Origin of the sequence: Bradyrhizobium sp. Arg816, from assembly GCF_029989365.1 — a bacterium.
Classification (GTDB): Bacteria; Pseudomonadota; Alphaproteobacteria; order Rhizobiales; family Xanthobacteraceae; genus Bradyrhizobium.
Genome location: NZ_JAPRAQ010000034.1, coordinates 1 through 21650, shown reverse-complemented (window position 1 = coordinate 21650; position 21650 = coordinate 1). Strand labels below are relative to the sequence as shown.

The 21650-nt window shown below is 58.4% G+C and carries 18 protein-coding genes and 1 pseudogene; 12 read left to right on the top strand and 7 right to left on the bottom strand.

The window, feature by feature from the left end; genetic code table 11:
• Positions 1 to 159: 159 nt before the first annotated feature.
• Positions 160 to 1429 (bottom strand): annotated as a pseudogene (locus tag OWC48_RS41955) (IS5 family transposase).
• A 2344-nt stretch (positions 1430 to 3773) separates the two neighbouring features.
• Between OWC48_RS41955 and OWC48_RS41950 the strand changes: the two are divergent.
• On the top strand, positions 3774 to 4142 hold the full coding sequence (locus OWC48_RS41950) for a hypothetical protein (protein WP_282525256.1): 369 nt from the start codon (positions 3774 to 3776) through the stop codon (positions 4140 to 4142).
• Between the two features lie 98 nt (positions 4143 to 4240).
• Here the strand turns inward: OWC48_RS41950 and OWC48_RS41945 are convergent, their stop codons facing one another.
• From OWC48_RS41945 to OWC48_RS41930, 4 genes are all read right to left on the bottom strand, one after another.
• Positions 4241 to 4837 (bottom strand): aminodeoxychorismate/anthranilate synthase component II, encoded by a 597-nt coding sequence (locus tag OWC48_RS41945; RefSeq protein ID WP_282525255.1) that lies wholly within the window; start codon positions 4835 to 4837, stop codon positions 4241 to 4243.
• Positions 4834 to 6228 carry an aminodeoxychorismate synthase component I gene (gene pabB / locus OWC48_RS41940; protein ID WP_282525285.1) on the bottom strand — a complete coding sequence of 465 codons (1395 nt, stop codon included), beginning with the start codon at positions 6226 to 6228 and terminating at the stop codon, positions 4834 to 4836. Before pabB ends, OWC48_RS41945 begins: the two co-directional genes overlap by 4 nt.
• 154 nt (positions 6229 to 6382) lie before the next feature.
• The gene (locus tag OWC48_RS41935) at positions 6383 to 6700 is read right to left on the bottom strand and encodes a Dabb family protein (RefSeq protein ID WP_282525254.1); all 318 of its coding nucleotides are present in this window, start codon (positions 6698 to 6700) and stop codon (positions 6383 to 6385) included.
• Positions 6701 to 6835: 135 nt separating this feature from the next.
• The gene (locus OWC48_RS41930) at positions 6836 to 7471 is read right to left on the bottom strand and encodes a GntR family transcriptional regulator (RefSeq protein ID WP_282525253.1); all 636 of its coding nucleotides are present in this window, start codon (positions 7469 to 7471) and stop codon (positions 6836 to 6838) included.
• A gap of 114 nt (positions 7472 to 7585) precedes the next feature.
• On the opposite strand from OWC48_RS41930, the gene bioB reads away from it, so the two are divergent.
• The 8 genes from bioB to panC all read left to right on the top strand — a co-directional run bounded on the left by bioB (position 7586) and on the right by panC (position 15154).
• Positions 7586 to 8581 carry a biotin synthase BioB gene (bioB, locus tag OWC48_RS41925; RefSeq protein WP_282525252.1) on the top strand — a complete coding sequence of 332 codons (996 nt, stop codon included), beginning with the start codon at positions 7586 to 7588 and terminating at the stop codon, positions 8579 to 8581.
• A gap of 50 nt (positions 8582 to 8631) precedes the next feature.
• The gene (gene panD, locus OWC48_RS41920) at positions 8632 to 8985 is read left to right on the top strand and encodes an aspartate 1-decarboxylase (protein ID WP_183246843.1); all 354 of its coding nucleotides are present in this window, start codon (positions 8632 to 8634) and stop codon (positions 8983 to 8985) included.
• Between the two features lie 76 nt (positions 8986 to 9061).
• Positions 9062 to 10213 (top strand): 8-amino-7-oxononanoate synthase, encoded by a 1152-nt coding sequence (locus tag OWC48_RS41915; protein ID WP_282525251.1) that lies wholly within the window; start codon positions 9062 to 9064, stop codon positions 10211 to 10213.
• Complete coding sequence (gene bioD / locus OWC48_RS41910) at positions 10210 to 10848, top strand: dethiobiotin synthase (protein ID WP_282525250.1); 639 nt, start codon at positions 10210 to 10212, stop codon at positions 10846 to 10848. The genes OWC48_RS41915 and bioD overlap by 4 nt, the downstream gene beginning before the upstream one ends.
• Entirely contained in the window at positions 10845 to 12110 is a 1266-nt protein-coding gene (locus tag OWC48_RS41905; RefSeq protein ID WP_282525249.1) for an adenosylmethionine--8-amino-7-oxononanoate transaminase, read from the top strand. The genes bioD and OWC48_RS41905 overlap by 4 nt, the downstream gene beginning before the upstream one ends.
• Positions 12111 to 12257: 147 nt before the next feature.
• Positions 12258 to 12542, top strand: coding sequence for a hypothetical protein (locus tag OWC48_RS41900; protein WP_282525248.1), 285 nt, complete (start codon positions 12258 to 12260; stop codon positions 12540 to 12542).
• Between the two features lie 859 nt (positions 12543 to 13401).
• The gene (gene panB, locus OWC48_RS41895) at positions 13402 to 14274 is read left to right on the top strand and encodes a 3-methyl-2-oxobutanoate hydroxymethyltransferase (RefSeq protein WP_282525247.1); all 873 of its coding nucleotides are present in this window, start codon (positions 13402 to 13404) and stop codon (positions 14272 to 14274) included.
• Positions 14275 to 14287: 13 nt separating this feature from the next.
• Positions 14288 to 15154: a pantoate--beta-alanine ligase gene (gene panC / locus OWC48_RS41890; RefSeq protein WP_282525246.1), complete on the top strand. Its 867-nt coding sequence runs from the start codon at positions 14288 to 14290 to the stop codon at positions 15152 to 15154.
• 224 nt (positions 15155 to 15378) lie between these two features.
• Here the strand turns inward: panC and OWC48_RS41885 are convergent, their stop codons facing one another.
• Positions 15379 to 15582 carry a hypothetical protein gene (locus OWC48_RS41885; protein ID WP_282525245.1) on the bottom strand — a complete coding sequence of 68 codons (204 nt, stop codon included), beginning with the start codon at positions 15580 to 15582 and terminating at the stop codon, positions 15379 to 15381.
• Positions 15583 to 16879: 1297 nt separating this feature from the next.
• Here OWC48_RS41885 and OWC48_RS41880 point away from each other — a divergent pair.
• Positions 16880 to 17080: a hypothetical protein gene (locus OWC48_RS41880; RefSeq protein ID WP_282525244.1), complete on the top strand. Its 201-nt coding sequence runs from the start codon at positions 16880 to 16882 to the stop codon at positions 17078 to 17080.
• Positions 17081 to 17476: 396 nt separating this feature from the next.
• Here the strand turns inward: OWC48_RS41880 and OWC48_RS41875 are convergent, their stop codons facing one another.
• Positions 17477 to 17680: a hypothetical protein gene (locus OWC48_RS41875; RefSeq protein WP_282525243.1), complete on the bottom strand. Its 204-nt coding sequence runs from the start codon at positions 17678 to 17680 to the stop codon at positions 17477 to 17479.
• A 909-nt stretch (positions 17681 to 18589) separates the two neighbouring features.
• On the opposite strand from OWC48_RS41875, the gene OWC48_RS41870 reads away from it, so the two are divergent.
• Together OWC48_RS41870 and OWC48_RS41865 are read left to right on the top strand one after the other, a co-directional pair.
• Positions 18590 to 18976: an ectoine synthase gene (locus OWC48_RS41870; RefSeq protein WP_282525242.1), complete on the top strand. Its 387-nt coding sequence runs from the start codon at positions 18590 to 18592 to the stop codon at positions 18974 to 18976.
• Positions 18977 to 19560: 584 nt separating this feature from the next.
• Positions 19561 to 21650 (top strand): amino acid adenylation domain-containing protein (locus tag OWC48_RS41865; protein WP_282525241.1); only part of this gene is annotated, 2090 nt, incomplete at its 3' end.

The window sequence follows — 21650 nt, the reverse complement described above, 5'->3', positions numbered from 1 at the left end:
GAGACTAGTTAAGCGACTCGATAGTTGCCGCTTGTGGTACGGCATCGGTCTTCTTCGCATCCGGATCCAGTGGCCGAATGAACCGCACCTTGGGCTCCACAGGCTCCAACTCCTGAGTTAATAAGCCAGATTGAGCTGTGTTGGAGTGGCGAGCGTTCGCTATCGCAACTCCAGGAAGAGGCCCAAGAGTTCTTGAGCCAGGCGAGGATGCGGCGGAAGTTGTGGCCGACGGCTGAGAGGATGACGTTGGCGGCGTCGCCGGCGCGGCCTTTGAGGTAGCAGCGGCCGAGGTCGCCTTCGGCGTTCATGTGCCAGATGATGGGCTCGATGGCAGAGCGACGGCGCAGCTCGCGCTTGATGACCGAAGACGCCGCGCTTCTGGCCGGAGATGAAGACGCGACGGGGATTTTGGGCATCGTGGCCGCGGTACCCCCTGTCCACATAGGCCCGCTCGATCGGACAGCCGGTGAGCTTCTCGCTGCGCACGATGACGTCCCGCAGGGGGTGCCCATCATACGGATTGTCGGGCATTGCGCTCGGGTGCAGCACGAACAGGCCGCCCCGAGCGCGGCGATTGTTGGTGACGACGGAGGCCTTCACGCCGAACTCGTAAGGCGCGGCGGCCTTGGCTTTGCCCATGCACTCCACCTCCGGAGCATGGAAGGAATAAAGCTTCCAGCCGCGCTGGCGCTGCTGCGCGAACGAATCTGCGCGGCCCGGCCGAGCGGAACGGCGAAGGCCTCCTCCAGTGCCGGCTGGCCCTCGATGTTGCGGCGGACGTCGCGAATGATCCGGCCGAGCCTGCTACGCAGGATGCGCAACTGTCGCTCATGCCGCCTGAACTGTTTGGCGTGAGCGTAGCGGGAAGCCATCATCGCGGCGGCCTTGGCCACGCGAGCGTAAGGATTGCCGGAGCCTGACCCCGTGCCTTCTCGCCAGGCGATTGAGGCCTTTGATGGCCGCATGCAGCAGCTCGGCATCGGTCGGAAAGGTGATGGCCTTCGGCTGCACCGCGACCGTGACGCGCTTGAGGTCCTGGCTGCGTAACGTGCCGGCCCCGTGCGCCACCCGCAGGCTCTCGGCCAGCAGCAGCTCTAGCTTGTCGCCGAGCCGCTTGCGCCAATGGCTCAGGTCCGAGCGCTCGTGCGTGAAAGCGTGCTGGAAGAACTCTAGGTCGTGAACTCAGCGGTCGCACGCCCCCTCATCGGACAGCGCGTAAATGTGCTTGAGCAGCAAGAGCCCGATCATGAAGCGGGTCGCGATCCCAGGCCGGCCGTTCTTGCTGTAAAGCGGAGCGATCTCACCGTCGATCCAGTCCCAATCGATCTTGCCGGCCAGCAGAACCAGCTCGTGCTTCATGTTGATGCTGGTTCAGCCGCGCCCGGAACAGATTGTTCAATCGCGTCGTCTTGCGCTTCTTCGGCCGTATCGTCCCCTCCGATGCACCACAGAATCATGGTTCGCAACGAAGGGAAATCCACAAACGAAATCGCAAGGGTTGGCGGTCTTGAGCTCCAAATCCTTGCAATCTCAAACACCCCCTCCGCCGAAAAACAGACTCCCGCTCAATCGCTTAAACCCTTGTTCACGAACGACTAGGTAATCCTAGCAACGAACAGCACCATTTCCATTCGCATTAATGACTTCTTCGAGAGGGAAGGCAAAGTAGAGCATGCTCAGAGGACGGGCCGAAGAGGTCCGTGGTGCGCGACCCTGTAGCCGAGCCGCGGAGCCACGCAGGACGCGAGGCGCAGCATCAATGGGGGCAGCGCGACCAGACGATGCCTTAGCCGCCGCCGGCCAAGACGAGGCAGTTTAAATTCCCGCGAATACGCCTGGAGATCGACCCGAGAGAGTCCTCACACATGCTGTGGGATGCCGGCGCGCGCATGCCTTCGGATCGCTTCGCGAGCAAGATGACATGCAATTTGTTACCGCCTTGATCGCCGTATGCTCGCTTGCGTGCAACGCTGCTCCAGGTCGCCAGCCAGATGGACAACGAGCTTCAGCGCGCGCAACCTTCTCCCTCAGAGCGCGAATTGTCTTTGAGGATCGCAATCGCCGCCGGAAGACCTCGAGGATGCAAGTTCCCTGGTCGTGTTCATCCCTGCGATCAAGAGCGACGTCATATGTCGGCCGCTCGATGTCGATGTCGACGAAATGCCAGCGGTAGGTGTCCTTTCCTTCCGGCGTTGAATTTATAGTCGTCCGCCCACTTTGGGACGGCGGCCAGCGAAGTGTGCCGTTCGGCTCCTTGAGCTTGGGCCTGCGCTGCCGGACTTAAGTGCCGCTACGCCAGTTTTCAATAACAGAATGACGTAGGTGTCCCACGCTAGGGCGGAGGATGTGCTGCCTACAGCAGCGGTGCAGGTCGCAAGTATGAGTCTGAGTGTGCGCCCAATATTGATGAAGTGCGTCAAGTCGTTTTCGGTCAGAGGCAGGTGCCTAGCTTACGGCACGTCGACCGGGGGCATGAATGCCGTTGGGCGTGGCACGAAGCCATTCTGGTGCCGGTCACGTGCCGCCAACATGATCGTAAAAGCCGCGAGGAGGACTAGGAGAACGCGCTTGCAACAAGGATTACTCGAAACGATATATCGCAATTATGAAACGGCTCATATCCCGTGCCTTGGAGGAGGGGCGGGCATCCCACGGCCTATTGGCCAGCAAACACCTCACAAATTTTATACATTCGTTCTCGCCGGTAGCCGCCGAACAGCGGGACAATTGCGCTAAAAAAATGCATTTTCCCTAGCAGACTGCAGGAATAGTGCAATCAATTTGAGTAGTCATCTGCTGATTGGCTGTTCACCACGAAGGCAGCCGCCCCCTCGTGCTGCTTCCGGGCGCTATAAAGAACGGTTCATGCGCAATCATGACATTGTGTCCGGCAGCCTGTTGGCGCTGACCGCGGCTGGGCTTGAGCTGCTTTGCTCACTAGCATTTGCTTTCATTTAGATCCCAAGCTCGACCTGTGGGCGCACTAGGATCCCTGCGAGACCTCACGCAGGATAGTACGCAGCTGGACAGGGGCGCTGGTATGTTTTCCCCGTATGGAGGACCGGCGGTTGCAGATGATCTGCTCAGGCATCGGTAGATCCGCTTCTTCTAATTGTTTCGTCGTTCGCATGTAGTGCCCGTCTTTCTGAACGGCCGACCTGATCTCCTGGCTGGGCTTCGTGCAGTTGCCCACTAAAAACGCAGTCCCGCTCCATCGAACGATATAATTAGTCTTATGGTTGCGCTCCCATCACGGGCTTTTTGCGTGCGCAGTATTTTGAGCCAAGTGAACTTCGGCGCGTACAACTATCGATCCTAAAATAATCAGGCACAGGCGCGCTGAAAGCGTCACCTAGCAAATCCCCGACGCGCGCAGCCTTTACGTGAGGCGGCACTCTCGAGAGCAAGCAGGTATGAATTTGCTTCACGGGTAATCCCCTCTACCGGGCCTCATTATTTAACTCACCACCTGCAGCGCAGTGCGTAGCTCGTAAAAACCCTGATGCAATCAAGACCGGCCTTGGGGACAACATTGCTGAAAATGATGCAGTGGGGGGTGCGGCTCGCGGCAGCTCTTGACCATCCTCTGCTATCGCGGCAACGAGAACAACCAAAGCAGATCGAGATGATGAGAGCGGGGTGTGGCTGTGACGGATCAATCCCAAGCATCGGAGTTGCCGCCGGTCCTGCAGAGACCGTCGAAAGGCTTTCGGTGGATCTTTGCTCTTCTAGCCGGATTGCTGGTTCTTTGTGCCGGAGGAGCCTATTTTTTGATGAATATCGAAACGTTTGCCGAGGCGCCGTCGGCGCATGAAGTCGTGCCTCCCACGCTTGGCTTGTCACCTGAGGATAGGGACGTCCTTTTAGGGATCCAAACGGGGCAGCAGAAGACAGCCGATGAAATTGCCGAGCTCAATCGAAACGTCGATGCGCAGCAAGTCGAGCTAAAGCGGATCTCGGATCAGATCGCAGCCCTGACCCAAAGAATCGAGGGCCTGCAGAATCCGGCGCCTGTTGCTTCTCCTGCTCCTGCTGCTTCTTCGCCACCCGTGCGCACCACATCCAAGCCGGTTAAGAGAGACGTCCGGCCCTTGAAGCCGCAAGGTCCGGTTTCTGTCGGAGGCGGGCCGCTGACTGAATAGCGCTGATATTGCCACAAAATACTTGCCATTATGACGCTGCACCTTCCAACCACGTTGGAAACCAACGGTGCACCACCTTGATCGGCAGGCCGAACCTCTCATTGCTCCGCGTGGTTTCGGAAATGCTCTGTCAGTCGCAAGAAGTTCATAAGCAGGACGTGCCCCTGTGAGGTAAGTATCGACTCGGGATGGAACTGGACCCCTAAGGTTGGATAATAGCCGTGCGTGAGGGCCATGATCTCGCCTTCCTCCGAACGCGCTGTCACTATGAGGTTCTGCGCACATGACTGATCAAGCTGGACGATAAGAGAATGGTAGCGTCCGACGTCAAGCGGGTTTGGCAGCCCCTTGAATAACCCTCGGCCGTCATGCGCAACGGATGAGCGCCGACCGTGCATGGGCCGTTGCGCGCGCGCCACCCGTCCTCCGAAAACGCTCGCGATACACTGATGGCCAAGGCAGATGCCGAGAATTGGTGCCCGTCCTGAAAGCTCGCGGACGACTGCTGTCGATATTCCTGCCTCAGTTGGGCTACAGGGGCCGGGCGATATCACCACCGCGCGCGGGTTGAGACCAAGGAGCTCGTTGACGCTGATAGCGTCGTTGCGGATCACTTCCGTTGCTTCACCGAGCTTGTGGAAATAGCGGGCAATGTTGAACACGAAGGAATCGTAATTATCGATGATGACAATCAAAATGCACCAGCTGGCTCAGAACCAAATGCATCAAAGATTCGCTCTGCCTTGGCGAGCGTTTCCTCGTATTCGGCCTCGGGCTCCGACAGGGCCGTTATACCGCCGCCCGCATGAAACACAGCCAGGTCGCCATCGATCGTGACAGTGCGGATCGCAACGTTTGTGTCCATGTGCCCATTGAAGCCGATGAAGCCGACCGCCCCGCAATAGACCTCTCGCGCTATGCGCTCGATTTCTGTAATAATTTCCATCGACCGCAGCTTTGGCGCTCCCGTAATGGAGCCGCCGGGAAAGCAAGCACGGAGCAGGCTAACGGCATCTTCCTCTCCGGCAAGTTCCCCCGTAACGATCGACACGAGATGGTGCACCGAGGCATAGGACTCGAGATTACACAGGGCCGGAACCTCGACCGAATGCGCAGTGCAAACGCGTGACAGATCGTTTCGCAAAAGGTCGACGATCATCGTGTTCTCGGCATGATCCTTTTCGGAAGCGAGGAGAACAGTCGCACGGCGGTGGTCTTCCTTGGAATCAGGCGAACGCGCGATCGTGCCCTTGATGGGGCGTGTCTCGACTTGTCGCCCTTCAAGCTTCAGGAAACGTTCCGGCGAACTTGATGCGATGGTCAGCTTTCCCCATCGCAGCAGGGCCGCAAAAGGCGCCGGATTCAACGATCGTAGCTGGCAATAGAAGGCGAGCGGATCAAACGAGGTCGACAGGCGGGTGCTGAAACGCTGCGCAATATTCGTCTGGAACGCGTCACCCGCCAGGATCAAGTCGATTACGCGTTGTACCGCCGCAATGTAGCCCTCGCGGCTGAAGTTCGAGCGCCATGCGCCCGCTTTGCTGGGACAACCATTCTGTGGCGCCTTTGGACCGGCAAGCAATGGTGCAAACTCGTCGGCTCGACGACGCGCTCGTTCGCTCCGTCGCACGCGATCCTGCTCCGGCCATCCGGTCGAGACGATCCAGCATTTGTTATCCCGGTGGTCGAAGCTGACGACCACGTCATAGAAATGCAGGATGGATTGGGGCAAACCCAGACCGGCAATTGCCGGCGCAGACAATCGCTCCAATGTCCTGTTCATGTCGTAGGCAAGGTAGCCTGCCGCTCCTCCCTGGAACGGCGGGAGATCGGGACGATGCTCTTGCGGGTACTTCGCGAGTAGCGCGCGAAGGACTTTCCATGGATCGGCCTCGAGAGTCAGTCCGTTCCAACTGGCTTGGCCGTTCGCGACCCTATAGGTGCTGAACGGATCGCACGTTAGATATGAGTAGCGCCCAAGCAGCTCGTGCCTTGCTGCGCTATCGAGAAACGTGAGATGGGATCGATGCCCAAGACGTCGCATCGCTGTGACAGGTTCAACCCACTGCAACTCGCGAACGTACATCTGGTTATCGGTCACCGGCGGCTGACGTCGTGAAAGTGCCGTTCCATCTGTTGCCCCACCCGATGAGAACGACGCTTGTCTGCGATGGACCGAAACTTGAGGCCCATTGCCAAGTTAACCCGGCCGTGGACTTTTTGCTGCGACAGCACCTGGATCATCCTGCCGTGGAGGCGAAAGGGGTATCTGTTGATACATTGTAGTCGGCCGCGAACCGCAGCTCGCGGATCGGTCGGACGCGTTTAATCGACTCCTGGTAGAGATCGTGCGCTTTGTACGCTGCGAGCTCCGCCTCGCTGTCGAACTCACCATAGACCACGATGTCGATATCGTTGCCGAGCTGATCGGTCTTGCGGTTGCGGGCAACCTCAAGCCGGCGCGCATGTGGTATCGTGGTGAGAAGCGAAAGACCTTCGATGATCTGGTCGATATGCGCCTCGTCCTTGGCGCTGAAGAAGACGATGTGACGAATCATGGCTGTCCGTGGAGATGTCGCTAGCGGGTGCCATAACTATCTGGGAATAGAGCCCGTTGCAATGAGGCTAGTCGCTTGGCACATGATCGTCGCTTGCGATCGTCAGCGATCCGCAATGAAGCTTGCCAGATTTGCTCAGGACGCCGGAAGGGCGAGGCGCTCAATGGTTTGAATGTGCCGCGTGAGCAGGTTACAGGCTTGATCGACGTTGCGCGTTCGCAAGGCTTGCAGAATTAGGCGGTGATCTTGATTGGAGCGCGGTCGCCAGCCCACCGATCGCGCCATCGCGAACACCAATCGAGAATTGGCAAGCTGCAGTCCATCGAGGCTCGCGAGCAGACGCGGCATTCCGCACGGCGCGACCAAGGCTTGGTGAAAGGCGCGGTTGGCCATCTCAAACTCCTCGATCGTCTTTGCATTGTCTCCTTCGATCAAGGCGAGCTCGATCCGAGCCAAATGAGCTGTCGTGAGCCTTGGCGCCGAATGGCGCAATGCCACCACTTCGAGCGCGGCGCGCATTTCGGCGATCTCCTTCACTGAACGGGTATCGAGCGGGGCAACCCGAACACCGCGACGCGGCACAGCGACAACAAGATGTTGTGCCTGCAGCTGCCGAAAGGCCTCGCGCACGGGGACGTGGCTCGAATTGAATTCTCGTGCCACGTGATCCTGACGGAGTGGCGAGCCTGGCTCTAAGGCGCCGCTGATAATGCGCTCAGCGATTGAGTCCGCGATGCGCGCGACTGTTGTCATGTTGTCAGCAGTGATCATAGATTATCTACCGCAATAACCGGTGCATTTGCGAGGCAGCTCGATTAGCATCTCTTCGAGAGCAATGACCATAGATAATTGACGCGATTATCTACAATTGAGCGGGATTGGGTTATGGATGCTGCTGCGCAAGTCCAACGGAAGGAAGCAAGCAACGGGGCGCAGGTTCGTAATCATTGGAACGTCGAAGAGGCTAAGGCGCTCTACGACCTTCCTTTTGCCGACCTGATGCTTCAGGCGCAGCGCGCTCATCGCAAGAACTTCGATCCAAACCACGTCGAAACTGCGAGCCTGCTCAGCATCAAGACCGGCGGCTGTCCGGAAGACTGCGGTTACTGCTCGCAAAGCGCGCATTACGAGACCGGCCTGAAAGCCACCCGTCTGATGCGTTGCGCCGATGTGGTTTCGACCGCCCAGCGCGCGAAGGATGCCGGCGCCACGCGCTTCTGCATCGCCGCGGCCTGGCGCGCGCCAAAAGATCGCGATCTTGATTCCGTCTGCGACATGGTCAACGCGGTCAAAGGACTCGGCATGGAAACGTGCGTCACGCTCGGCATGCTGACGCCAAAGCAGGCCGCGCGCCTCGCCGAGGCCGGCCTTGACTTCTACAATCACAACATCGACACATCGCCCGAGTTTTACAGGAAGATCATCACCACCCGCAGCCTGCAGGACCGCATCGATACGCTGGCGCATGTGCGCGATGCTGGCATCCAGATCTGCTGCGGCGGGATTATCGGCATGGGCGAGCGCGTCGAGGACCGCCTAGCTATGCTCGTGCTGCTCGCCAATCTTCCCGACCATCCCGAAAGCGTGCCGATCAACCTGTGGAACAAGATCGAGGGCGTGCCGGTGGAAGACACCGCGGAGCCTCCCGATCCGATCGCACTGGTCCGGCTGCTGGCGACCGCGCGGATCATGATGCCGAGGAGTGTGGTTCGCTTGTCCGCCGGGCGGCAATACATGACCGACGAATTGCAGGCGCTTTGCTTCTTGGCCGGCGCAAATTCAATCTTCATCGGCGACGTGCTCTTGACCACCAAAAACCCGAAAGTTGATCGCGATGCGGATCTGCTGGCCCGGCTCGGCATCTCGTCCGGGCTCGCCTGACGAAAGCAGTGCGCGCAATATGTTGCCCCTACATCCAGCCTAGGTGAGAAATGCAGATAACTTTGATGAAGGGCAAAATCCATCGCGCCTCGGTGACCGAAGCTGATCTGCACTATGAAGGCTCGATCTCAATAGATCGTACGCTCCTGGAGGCAGCAGGAATGGTGATCAACGAGCGCGTCGAAATCTACAATGTGGAAACAGGAATGCGCTTTGCCACCTACGTGATCGAGGCGCCGCCGAGGTCTGGCACGATAAGCCTGAACGGTGCGGCCGCACGACTTGCGATGCCCGGAGACAAAATAATCATCGTTGCATATGCCTCATTCGACGAGGCCGAAGCAAAGATATTCAAGCCACGCATTGTGCGTGTGGACGGAGACAATCGCATCCTGGCAAGTTGATCCTAACGGGTCATCCTTCCTTCTTAAACGGCCAACGCAGTGTTTCGTGATTTGATGCGATCGATGGGAGTGGTGAATGCGGTCAATCCAAACAGCTAGACTTAGTCCCTATGTCACAGCGTTGAATGCCTTGAACGAAGATAAACGGCTGCGCTGCCTCAAGCCGCGCGTGGGGATCGATTTCGCATCGAACGACTATCTGGCGCTCGGGGGCGCCTCGTGCATCAAAAAGGCAATGGTCGCCGCGCTCGAGGCGGGCACTCCGGTTGGAGCCGGCGGGTCACGGCTTCTGCGCGGCAATTGCGAGGAGCATGAACGGCTCGAAACGGAAGCGGCTCAGTTCTTTGGCGCGGAGGCAGCGCTTTTCTTTGGAGGCGGCTACATCGCGAATTTTGCCCTCCTGACAACGCTGCCGCAGCGCGGCGATCTGCTCGTTCTCGATTCGCTCGTGCACGCCAGTATTCACGAGGGGGCGCGGGCCGGCCGCGCAGAGTGTCGAATTCACGCGCACAATGATCCCCAGTCAGTCGAAGACGCAATTCGCGACTGGCGAACCAAAGGTGGAGCGGGCCGCGTCTGGATTGTGGCCGAAAGTCTCTACAGTATGGATGGGGACTTCGCTCCACTCGAAGAGCTGGTGGCAATCGCCGATCGCCAAGACGCGTTTCTGATCGTGGATGAGGCTCATGCCACAGGCGCTTACGGGCATCAGGGACGAGGGCTCACGGCCCCTTATGACAGGCGCGAAAATCTCATCGTCGTTCATACCTGCGGCAAAGCGCTCGGTGCGGCGGGTGCACTTGTTACGGCCTCCGGCATCTTGCGCGATTTCATGGTCAACCGCTGCCGTCCGTTTATTTTTGCCACCGCCCCGTCACCTTTGATGGCCGTTGCCGTTCGAGAGGCACTCCTCGTCCTGCAGAAAGAGCCGGAGCGACAGCAACGGCTGGCCAAACTCGTTGCATTTGCGCATCGGCAGATCACCTCGCTTGGTTTGCGCACACCATCGACCTCTCAGATCGTGCCGTACATCGTAGGTGACAATGCTCATGCAATGCGACTTGCCTCTGCTCTGCAGGCGCGCGGCTTCGATATCCGCGGAATTCGGCCGCCAACCGTCCCTGCAGGCACCGCCCGCTTGCGAATTTCATTGACACTCAATGTTGGGGAGGCGGACGTGCGCGCAATGCTCGATACGCTGGTTGAGGTAACGAGAGGCTCGTTTTGACGAATAAGCGGATCGTCGTGACTGGTACGGACACCGGGGTCGGCAAAACGGTATTTTCCGCAGGGCTCGCCGGCCTTCTCGGCGCGAATTACTGGAAGCCGGTCCAGGCTGGACTCGAACAAGAGACCGACTCCGAGTGCGTCCGCCGCCTCGGCGGCCTCTCATCCGATCGGATTGTCCCGGAGCTCTATCGACTTCGAAGGCCTGCGTCGCCCCATTACTCCGCGGAGATCGACGGCGTTCGCATAGATACAGAGACGCTTCGACTGCCGGACAGCGGCGAGCGGCAGCTCGTGATCGAGGGCGCCGGCGGACTCATGGTGCCGCTGACAGCGCGCACGCTTTACATCGACATCTTCGAGCGCTGGCAGCTTCCCGTCGTGCTTTGCGCAAGGACGGGACTGGGCACGATCAATCATTCTCTGCTCTCCATAGAAGCTCTGCGGAAGCGTCAGATTCCAATCCTCGGAATTGCGTTCATTGGCGAAAGAAACGCCGAAACTGAAAGTGCGATTTGCGAGATCGGGAGAGTGCGTTGGTTGGGACGGCTCCCGTGGCTTGTTCCCCTCACGGACGATAGGCTGCAGGCCGCTTTCAATGACTCCTTTGTTAGAAGTGATTTCCTGAACCTATGAAGATAGCCAAGAGGTCGCCGATCTGGCACCCGTTCACGCAGCATGCCCTACAGCGAGACATGACGAAGGTGCTGCGGGGAGAGGGGGCTTATCTCTACACCGAAGATGGCCGACGCCTTATCGATGCAATCTCCTCCTGGTGGGTCGTGACCCACGGCCATTGCCATCCATGCATCGTGAACGCGATCCGAGAACAGGCAGGCAAGCTCAACCAGGTCATTTTCGCCGGATACACCCACGACCCGGCTGAGCAAGTTGCGACGGAACTATTGAAGGTCACCTCCCCAGCGCTGGAGCATGTGTTCTTCTCCGATAGCGGGTCGACCAGCGTCGAAGTCGCGCTGAAAATGGCGCTCGGCTACTGGCATAATACCGGAAGACAGCGAACCCAAATTGTGGTGATGCAGCACTCGTACCATGGCGACACGATCGGGGCGATGTCGGTAGGTAGCCGAGGCGTCTTCAATGCGGCCTACGGGGCGCTGATGTTCGAGGTGACCTCGATTCCGTTCCCGGCAAGAGATCGTGAGCAAATAGCGCTCGATGCGCTTGAAAACGCGTGTCGAAACGAACATCCCGCAGCCTTTATCGTGGAGCCCCTGATATTGGGTGCCGGTGGAATGCTAATGTATTCTCCCTCGGTGCTAAGAGAGATGAAGCGGATCTGCGAAGCCTTCGACGTCCTCTTCATTGCCGACGAGGTCATGACGGGCTGGGGCCGGACGGGTACCTTGTTTGCGTGTGAGCAAGCCGATGTCACGCCCGATATTGCCTGCTATTCGAAGGGCCTCACGGCTGGGGCGCTGCCGCTCGCCGTCACACTCTGTCGTGCCGATATTTTCGATGCGCATTATTCTGAAGATCGCACGCGTACGTTTTTTCATTCGAGCTCATATACGGCCAATCCAGTGGCCTGTGCCGCCGCCAAGGCTAATCTGGAGCTATGGCACGATCAGGAATATCGCCGGCGGCTGGCATCCTTGGCCAGCATGCAAGAACAGGCACTCGCGCCATTCCGCGCCGATTCACGGTTCGCAAACGTCCGACGCACAGGAACAGTCACAGCGCTTGAACTCAACACGAGCGATGCCGGCTATCTGGCGGACATCGGGCCGAAGCTTTTGGCTTTCTTCCAAGCGCGGAATCTGCTGTTACGCCCACTCGGTAACACGATCTACGTGATGCCGCCTTACTGCGTTACGGCGGCCGACCTTGATGAAATCTATGCTGCCATCCGAGACGCTGCTGACTTGCTGATGTGAGATGCGTGAGACTATGCAATCGTCTGCAGTGACAGGATCTTGCAAGGCGAAAGTGTCCGTATTGCTGCCGCTTGATAATGCAACGGGATGCAGCACCCACGGCTCGCAGGCTGATCGTGCTTTAAGCACTTGCTTTAAGCGCTCCCGATGCAACTGCCGCAGCAATCCTGCGGGCTAGCCAAGAAAGGCGCAGCATTTGGCCGAAATGTCGAGCCAATTGCGTTAATCACGATTAGAGAAATCCATTATCTTGAGCAAACTCTCGGCGAGGCCTTCTGCGGAAAGTACTGCTTCGCGAGGCAGCCGCACATCAGAGTCAAGGCTCTTGATGGCTGCATGAACCAGGAAGACGGACCGCCGTGCGACCGCACCTTCGGTGCGGGCGTGGTGCTGTGCTCAGAGGGCAGCGAGGCTTCCCAAGTAAATGTCTGACAGGAGGCGAGAATGCAGATTGGCTTCCGTAATTCCCTCGACCATTCAGCCACATGCTGCGCCATATGCGGCGGAAAGTTTGGGCTGATCCGCCATTACTGCTGGCGAACGGCCCTTTGCTCCACGAAATGCGTCAACCGCTTCAAGGTGCGGCGGGAGGCCGATCAGAAATGGCTTCGATGGTTGCGAGCGGCTTAGCACTAGACCGAGCTGTGCCGGTACCGCCCTGGTCAGACTTGTTGCGGCTTCGAGTGGCCCTCTAGAGCGCCTGGAAATCAAGTGACAGAAACATCGGCAAAAATAATCGACTTCAGGACCTATAGGGCCAGCAGGCTGGCTCGGTCTGAGCACCTTCACGACGACATCTGCTCGACCGCGATTCTCGCTGCGCTTACAGCGGCCTGTCACGTTTGGACGTTCCTGGCCTGGCATCCGTTTGCTTTGCTCGCTGCGCCAGCGCCGAAGCAGAAGTCTCACGAGTACCCCTAGGGGGCAGACACGGAGATGTGCCCTAAAGACGAGGTCCCCGCGTGCATCTGCAGCTCGGCCCGGTCGAGCCCTCACAGTTTGGAGAGACTGCAATCAGCCCAGGAAGCGCGTGCAGATGGTGGCTGGTCGCGAGCGCCGATCCTCGATTGATGCCGCGGCCGGCATAGCCGCTGAAACTGTACGAGAAGACGAGCCATCGGATGGTGAAATCGCGATGAGGAAGGTCTTGTCTCATGGTTGCGCGACCATTGGACTGTTTTTGCGCTGTCCACCAGTTCTAGAGAACTGGGGTCTCCATCCTCCATGCCATTGACAGGTTTCTCCCGCCTTCTCTAGGAAGCGCCGACGGTGTGTGGGGAGCGGATTCAATATGAGCCACAGTTCAGAGCAGCCTCGAGAACGTGTCACGATTCCGGCACTGCAGCAGTGGAAGGATAAAGGACGGCGTGTCGTGATGACCACCGCCTACGATGCGGTTGCGGCGCGCATCGCGGATCCCATTGTCGATATCATCCTGGTCGGCGATAGCGTTGGAAACGTCTGCCTGGGATTCGACAACACGCTGCCCGTCAGCGTGGCCATGATGAATCATCACCTGGAGGCTGTTGCGCGCACGAGGCCTCATGCCCTGCTTGTGGCCGACATGCCCTTTCTGAGCTTTCATCTCGGTTCTGAGGATACGATTCGCAATGCAGGAGGTTTCCTGCAGCGTGGCGCCGATGCCGTGAAACTCGAGGGTGGCGCCAAACGCATCGAGATGGTACGTGCTTTGGTCGATTGCGAAATTCCTGTGATGGGACACCTCGGTCTGACCCCGCAGAGCGTCAACGTCATGGGTGGATTCAAGGTGCAGGGAAGGACAACGGATACCGCCTTGCGGCTGCTCGATGACGCGCACCGTCTGCAGGAAGCCGGCTGCTTCGCGCTGGTCCTGGAGGGCATTCCTGCCGAGCTCGCGGCGCGAGCGACCGAATTTCTCACGATACCCACCATCGGGATCGGAGCAGGACCCGATTGCTCGGGCCAAGTGCTCGTGTTTCATGATGTCTTGGGGCTCACCGAAGGCCATCGCCCCAAATTCGTTCGTGCCTATACAAATGGATTCCAGCTGTTCCAGGAAGCGCTGTCGCGCTGGGCTGCCGATATCCGCAAAGGTGCATTCCCGGGCTCAGAGGAGTGCTATCGGCTTCCTGATCAGATTCGGCATGCCATCGCCGACTGGGTGCCCTCCAATTCAACCTGAATCAAGGTAAGAAATGCAAGTAATTACGAAGGTCGCTGAGCTGCGTCGCGCCCTTGCAGACGTTCGCAATGCCGATAAGCGCATCGGATTCGTTCCGACGATGGGATACCTGCACGACGGCCACCTGGCACTGATCTCGGCTAGCCGGGGACACTGCGACGTCACTGTCGTTAGCATCTTCGTCAATCCCACTCAGTTCGGCCCAAATGAGGATCTCAGCAGGTACCCTCGCGACTTCGCGCGCGATGAAGCGTTATGCCGCAAGGCCAGGGTCTCCATCATCTTCGCGCCAAGTGCCGAGGAGATCTATCCGGCTCAATTTGAGAGCTTTGTCGAGCCGGGCGAACTCGCAAAACCGCTCTGCGGAGCTTTCAGGCCTGGACATTTTCGTGCTGTAGCGACTGTTGTCTGCAAGCTATTCAACATGGTGCAGCCGGACGTCGCGTACTTTGGACAGAAGGATTTTCAGCAATGCGCTGTGATACGCCGCATGACGGTTGATCTGAATCTTCCGATCGAGATCGTCACTGTGCCAACCGTGCGGGAGCCAGATGGGCTGGCAATGAGCAGTCGCAACCGTTATCTCAGCCCGGATGAACGTGGTCGGAGCCTTGCGATCAGCCGTGGCTTGTTCGCCGCAGCGCAAGAGTTTGCCTCAGGGGAGCGCGACGCGGCAACGCTGATTGCGCTTGCAAGAAAGCATTTGGAAAGGGTCGATCGACTGCAGTACCTTGAGCTTGTCGACACTGGGACCCTAAGGATTGCCGAGAGCCCTCTGCGCTATCCGGCGGTGCTCTGTGTCGCAGCGTACGTCGGCTCGACTCGGTTGATCGACAATGTAGCCTTGTCCGGTCGCCATCGTAGCCAGATCCGCAAGTGATTGCGCTCAGAACCAGTCGAACCGGATGGATTGGCCCTGAAATCCTCAACATCCTGGAAGAACTCTCGAAGGCGATCCGGAACTGCCCTTTGCGTTCTGAACAACTGCCCCACGCTCGAGCTCATGATGTCGGTCGGAGATTGGCTCTGCCGCTGACGGGGTGGAGCGAGGCGGGGCTGCTCCCACGCTGCCAAGAGCAGCCAAGTGCGAGTTCACTTTCCGCATTATGACTTCGGCGGCTCGCTCAAGCGCTCCGGGACATTCTGACCGCTTGGCGCGCTTTTTACGACGTAGCGCAAAACAATTTCAGAAAGTCGTACAACCAGCTGTTTGAGGCGCGCAATCTCCTCCTTGCAGCGCTCCAGCTCGTGCTGTTCGTCTGTCATCACAGATGTTGTGCGACGATGGCTGCTGCCGAGATGATTCATGTAGCTCCCTTTCCGATTCGACAAACACAGCAGATAATCTGAACAGCCCAGTCGCTTCTCTCCCTGAACGAGGCGCCTCGGCGTCAGATCGGAGCGTTTCACACGCAGCCCGCGGTGCGCTGGTTGCTAGCTCCCTCCCTGCAAAGGGCTCGCGCCCATCTCCCAGATGCGACGGCACTTTTGGCGACGCTATCTCGCTCGTCGCTCATGCTCAGTTGCAGTAATGGCCCCAACAATGTTGCCGCGGAATATGCCGCCCTCCGGCTGCATGTGATTGCTCTGGGCGGAGACCGTAACAAAATGGCAATATCGATTAATGCAACGAGCCGCGCTCTCGCGCTCAAATCCTGCATTACGACAGCGCCCCCGATGAATTTTAACGCGACGTTCGTGTGTCCGTGCTGGGGTCCTTCAGCTACACCAGGCTTATATGTCCAAAACGCAAGTCGCTACCGAGATCATCCGCCTGCAAGCGGGCATTGCCAAAGGAGGTTCGCTCAAAATCCTGTGCTGCCAATACGTGCGATTATGGATCAATAACCACACGCCCATGACCATGAAATTACGTCACGATCGCGCAGACAACTTCCTAAGCTGCATAAAGCCGAAGTTCCCTCAAGAGCGGCCAGGGGGCGAGTCAAGGGGCACTGAGCGCGGGCGCCGGATCCTGGGCCGATTTCGTCGCCAGACGTGGACGGGCGCTGGCTTTTGACGCAAAGATATGCTTCACGGCAAGAATTGATCCGATGTCCCTTTACAGTGCAGGATGCGAAGCGATCGGGTTTGGAGCCGATAGGTGCCGTCTTGTGAAACGACATCGGAGCAGGGCAGGGGCAAGCTATTTCTACCAACTCCATCGGGGCAGGTATGCCGAAGCATTGGTTGGACGCAGCAGGCGCGATAAACGGCAAATCCTCTAGCCGCAATTGAACCTGATGAGGCTGCAACGAACTAGCACCATCCGAGCATTGGCCTGCCGCATCCGCCCAATCAGTCCGGCGCGCAATAGATGGCCGAGCATGCGGTGCATAATCGCAGAGCATGATCGCAGGACGTCACATTGGCCTCCGAGCTCTAGCAAGCTTGTCTGTTAAGCCGAGACGGCCGACGAGAAAACAAAAGCAGGCCGATCAAGCGAGCTGCCGCAATGGATCAGCGATCGCAGAGGTGCTGGACATTGCACCGCGCTGGAAATCGGCTGACCGGCAGTCGCGGAGGCTCATACGATCTGATGTACTTGAGTTGCGGTCCAGCAAGTGCCCATTATCTTCCTCGATGGTATGAGGGAGATCTCCCAATGCTGGACGGTGCCACGACCGCGCTTCTGCGCACGATCCTGGATGAGGTTTGCGAGAGCGTCTCACCGTATGACGCGGGCGTCCGCGCCTACGTTGCCTCCAAAATCCTGGAGGCCGCCACCAGAGGTGAGACGCGCCCCGATCTGCTTAAACAGATCGGTCAGGAAGCACTTTCCAGAGTACCAACAATGTGGCGATAGATTTAGGACATGGCTTGTCCTTGAGGTGAATTTCCAAGTCACGGTGCTGAAGATCCTGGCCTGCTAACGCGCGCGCCGTCGCATCGCCTGCGGCATAGCGATCCGGCCAGCTCGCAGAGGTGTATCGTGGTCGCAAATCGATGGCGGCCTAACGTCACCCAAGACGCGGCGTTATCCGATGTGAATCGGTTGGTGCGCGCTCGCTGCGAGGCCGATCGCTGAAACGAGAGAGCAGCTCGCATAACAGGCAGCGCATCCAAACCTTGGCGCACGCGCCCTTGCGCGCCACGATGCCGGTGAGGCGTCGCGCTAATAACCTTCGTCCGGAAACGAGGCGAACTCAGTGTTCGGCGCCGGAGCGCCATCAACTCAAGCGAGCCGGTGCGCTGTTGCTGTTTACTCCTGTGCGAGCGCCGCAAGTGCCGTTTCGATCACTGTGATGTCTTGCCTGACCTGAGCGATCGCTGGCTTCGGATCAATTCCGGTAACGCAGTTCAACTGCTGCAGTAGCTCCCGCCGATGCGCCAGAAGGTCCTCCAGCGCGCTGCGGTCGTTTAGTTTCACATAGCCGTCGACAATCAATCCAATCGAAAGAGACATCGAAACTCTCAACAAAGCTGTTCTCAACGAAGATGCGTATAGCACATCGGCAAATGATGTTCAGCTCGTCGTGAGAGAATACTGACGGGTCGGCAAGCTAGGCGCGGAGCCGCGAACGACGCGCCCATTCGGGGCCACGCGATTTCTCGCCGACGGCATCATCATGAGCTCGCGAACCGGCAAATAGTCGATGATATCCGCCCGCTGTTGGCCTAGCCCGGAGGACCTGATCTGCTGACCTGCACGTGAGTTCATTCGGCTCGAGTATCAGGTTCTCAATCTGTATCGGCATTTGCCCATAGCGGATTAAAAAGCCGGACTGCTCGACCGGTTCTCGCTCGCGGACCTGTTTGTATTCGGCCATATCTCGGCAGTTTGTTAGATTGGCTACACGCCCAGCCAATCGTTCTCACTCGCTAGCCAGCTGAGACAGCCACGACTTCATCTTTCATCGGTCTGCGACCACGGCATGAGATTTGCTCTACTGGCTGAGACGCTGCCGAACCGTATTCGCGGTGAGAGGCACAGCAAGGAAGGGAACGGCTTGCCAAATCTGCCACTGGATACAGTTTATGTCGCCGGTTATATCTCCGGCTGCATTCTGGGAAATACAAAGGTAAGCGGCGGCACCACGCGAAAGGTGGAACATCAATTTGGTACGCGCCGATCGGGCTCGGCTGCGAAATACCCTCGCGCCGATATTTTCACTAGTCGCCGTCGGGCAAATGGCAGGCCTTTTGCGTGTAGCTGATCCCATAGGACTACTGCACGGGCTCTCCGCGACCGACGGTTGGTTGTTTCGACGGACCCCGCAGTCGGCTGCGCGGCAGGGAAGTCGCAGTTCCGAGGCAGAACAACGGCCTCCAGCTTTTGGATCAATCACTTCAACCTGCACCGGGCAATCACACTATGATTGTGCGTAGCCTGCACGACCTCGAAGCAACCGATCACTTCGTCGATTGGGGCAATGGTACTAGCCACCGCCTTCTGACGGATAAGGACGGCATGGGTTTTAGCATCTGCCACACCGTGGTGCGCGCTAACACCGTTTCGCTTCTGCAATACCGGAATCATCTCGAAGCCTGCTACTGCATCGGCGGAGAGGGCGAGGTCGAGGACATGGACGGCAATGTCTTTCCCATTCGCAGGGGTGACATGTATGTGCTTGACAAGCATGACAAGCATTTCCTGCGCGGGGGACGGGACAAGGACATGATCCTCGTTAGCATCTTCAACCCGCCCCTGACCGGAACCGAGCGCCACAAGCTCGACGACCCGGCAGGCTCCACATATTGAGCGATTCGAATAAACGCCAATCCAGCATGAACTGCCGCTAATTCCGAGAGACATTTACTCGAGCGATCCAGCACTGCCTGGTACCGCACGCGCGGACCTCAGAAAAAGTCTTTGTCACGGTTTTACCAAAGGCGCACGCGATGCGCTTCGGCTGATTACAAATTGCTTTGGCATTCCAGATCCATTTTCCCCTGTCCGGAAGACCAGGCGAGCGGAGGCTTGTGCCGATTGATAGCGCGCTCAGTTGTACGATGTCTGGCGACGCTGTTGGACAGCTGACATAGCTCTGCTGTGGCTATCGCATTGATTGCACTCGATTTCACCTTTGGCACGATACATGCGTAATCCTCTAAAGAGCGCCATAGAGGAGAAGTCGTTCGATGGGAACGCTTACCAGAAACTCTGACGCGGTTGAGTGGCAGCTGCGATACTGCCGGCACCATATTTGGTGATGCGGCGGGTTGGAAGATTGCGTGATCTGCTTCGGCGGGTTTCGCCACATCAATGCAGACCAGCCTAAGCCCCAAAACGGATTCGAACCAGTGTGAGCGATTTGCGTGAATCAAGGAAGTCGCCTTCCGATCTTGAGCGATGAACAGGTGCAGAGCATATCTGCCGCACATGAACTGCTGGCGCGCCGGGAGGAGTTTTGGCGACGGCGGCTCGAGCAGTTTAGAATATTGCATCCTCCTTTCGTGTCATCGTCCGTGGCTGCGGCGCCTTCCCGATGGCAGTCGAGTTCGTGGTTCAGCCCAAGCGCTTTGGCTAAACTTTCCCCACAAGATCGGTCGGAATATCTGGTAACGGCTTGGCTGATCTATCTCGCTCGGATGACGGGGGAAAAAGAGTTTCAACTGGGATGGAAGCCTGCAAGGGATGGATTGCAAACTGGCTCCAAACTCGACGAGGTGTTGATCGCCTGCGTCGTGCCGATGGATGTTTGCATTGAGCTTGGTCTCGATTTTGAGGAAGTGCGCAAAACCGTAGCGGCCGAAATCGCTCAGCTGAGGGCGCACGCTAGCTTTGCCCGAGATCTTTTTGCGCGCTGCCCGACATTGCGAAGTGTGGAGGCGCTACGGGCGCGCCAGCCTTGGCCGATCGGCATCGCAATAACCGCAGAGAGCAGCTCCGTCGCCGACGATCTGACGACAAGCCACAAGGCTGGCCAAGCCTTATGCGGCGATCTGCTGACCTTTGAGGTTCGCGCTCTGGATGGGAGCTTCCGCTGGCATTTTGATGCCGCTCAATTGGCGCCCAAGCAGATCGACCGCATGAGGCAACATTTGCAAGCTTTGTTACGCGGCGTGATGGACGATGCGGGGCAGCCTGTCGGCCGAATCGACATTCTGCCGACTGACGAGCGCGCGTATCTACTGGAGGATTTGAATCGGACAGCGGCGCCTTGTTCGTATGAGCGATGTATCCATGAGCTGTTCGAGGCGCAGGTGCAAAACGCACCGGAAGCGGTGGCGGTGGTCCATGAGAAGGAGAGACTGAGCTATGGCGAGCTCAATGCGCGGGCCAACCGGCTGGCGCATCATCTGATCGAGCTCGGGGTCATGCCGGACCAGCCGGTGGCGATCTGCCTCGAACGCAGCCTAGCGATGGTGGTCGGTGTCTTGGCGATCATGAAGGCTGGCGGCGCCTATCTGCCGCTAGATCCGGCTTATCCGTCAGCGCGGATGCGGCAGATTGTCGACGATGCAAAACCGAAACTGCTGCTTTGCGATGTCGCCGGTCGAACCGCATTGGGCGGCGAAGGCGAGGCCGATGTGACGGTGGTCGATCTGGAGACGGCGACCCCGACTTGGGGCGAGCGGCCGCCTTCGAACCCGGACCCAGTCACGCTTGGCCTCACATCGCGCCATCTCGCCTATGTCATCTATACCTCCGGCTCAACCGGCATCCCCAAGGGCGTTGAAATGTCCCATGGCGCGCTTGTGAATTCGCTTGCGGGGATTGGCACGTCAAAACTGCGCACACTTCAATTCGCGACCCTGAACTTCGATGTGTCCTGCCAGGAATTGTTCATCTGTTGGAAGGACGGCGGAGCGCTTGTGCTCGTGCGGGAAGAGACCCGGAGGCGCTTCTCCGACCTGCTGGAATTTGTAGAGCGGGAGGCGATCGAGCGGCTTTTCCTCCCGTTCGTGGCATTGAATCATTTTGCGGAAGTCTGGAGCACGCAGCGCGCGCAGCTGCCCTCTTTAAGAGAGCTTTATACAGCCGGCGAGCGATTGCAGGCCACTCCACTGCTTAGGGCGTTCTTCGAAGCACACCCGAACGCGAGGTTGATCAATCAATATGGGTCCACGGAAATCAGCGTCATTTCCGAACACCACCTTGCAGCTGATCCGTCATGTTGGCCCCAGATGCCTCACGTCGGTCGTCCAATCGCCAACACGCGGGTGTACCTGCTGGATGGCCATGGCGCGCCCGTGCCGTTCGGCGCGGTGGGCGAGCTTTACATTGGCGGGGCGGGGGTGGCACGGGGCTACCTGAACCGCCCTGAGCTGACAGCGGAGCGGTTCATCGCCAGTCCCTTTGTCAAGGGCGATCGGCTGTACCGGACCGGCGACCTTGCACGTTATCTGCCGGACGGCAATCTTGAGTTCCTGGGCCGCAACGACGATCAGGTGAAGATCCGCGGCTATCGCATCGAGCCGGGCGAGATCGT

Excerpts from the sequence above, each read along its gene's own strand:
- OWC48_RS41885 (WP_282525245.1), bottom strand. The coding sequence starts at position 15,582 with ATGAATCATCTCGGCAGCAGCCATCGTCGCACAACATCTGTGATGACA.
- OWC48_RS41930 (WP_282525253.1), bottom strand. The coding sequence starts at position 7,471 with ATGATCACTGCTGACAACATGACAACAGTCGCGCGCATCGCGGACTCA.
- OWC48_RS41900 (WP_282525248.1), top strand. The coding sequence starts at position 12,258 with ATGCAACTGCCGCAGCAATCCTGCGGGCTAGCCAAGAAAGGCGCAGCA.
- OWC48_RS41935 (WP_282525254.1), bottom strand. The coding sequence starts at position 6,700 with ATGATTCGTCACATCGTCTTCTTCAGCGCCAAGGACGAGGCGCATATC.
- OWC48_RS41870 (WP_282525242.1), top strand. The coding sequence starts at position 18,590 with ATGATTGTGCGTAGCCTGCACGACCTCGAAGCAACCGATCACTTCGTC.
- panC (WP_282525246.1), top strand. The coding sequence starts at position 14,288 with ATGCAAGTAATTACGAAGGTCGCTGAGCTGCGTCGCGCCCTTGCAGAC.
- OWC48_RS41905 (WP_282525249.1), top strand. The coding sequence starts at position 10,845 with ATGAAGATAGCCAAGAGGTCGCCGATCTGGCACCCGTTCACGCAGCAT.
- OWC48_RS41915 (WP_282525251.1), top strand. The coding sequence starts at position 9,062 with ATGCGGTCAATCCAAACAGCTAGACTTAGTCCCTATGTCACAGCGTTG.
- OWC48_RS41950 (WP_282525256.1), top strand. The coding sequence starts at position 3,774 with ATGAATATCGAAACGTTTGCCGAGGCGCCGTCGGCGCATGAAGTCGTG.
- panD (WP_183246843.1), top strand. The coding sequence starts at position 8,632 with ATGCAGATAACTTTGATGAAGGGCAAAATCCATCGCGCCTCGGTGACC.
- panB (WP_282525247.1), top strand. The coding sequence starts at position 13,402 with ATGAGCCACAGTTCAGAGCAGCCTCGAGAACGTGTCACGATTCCGGCA.
- OWC48_RS41875 (WP_282525243.1), bottom strand. The coding sequence starts at position 17,680 with ATGTCTCTTTCGATTGGATTGATTGTCGACGGCTATGTGAAACTAAAC.
- OWC48_RS41880 (WP_282525244.1), top strand. The coding sequence starts at position 16,880 with ATGCTGGACGGTGCCACGACCGCGCTTCTGCGCACGATCCTGGATGAG.
- bioB (WP_282525252.1), top strand. The coding sequence starts at position 7,586 with ATGGATGCTGCTGCGCAAGTCCAACGGAAGGAAGCAAGCAACGGGGCG.
- pabB (WP_282525285.1), bottom strand. The coding sequence starts at position 6,228 with ATGTACGTTCGCGAGTTGCAGTGGGTTGAACCTGTCACAGCGATGCGA.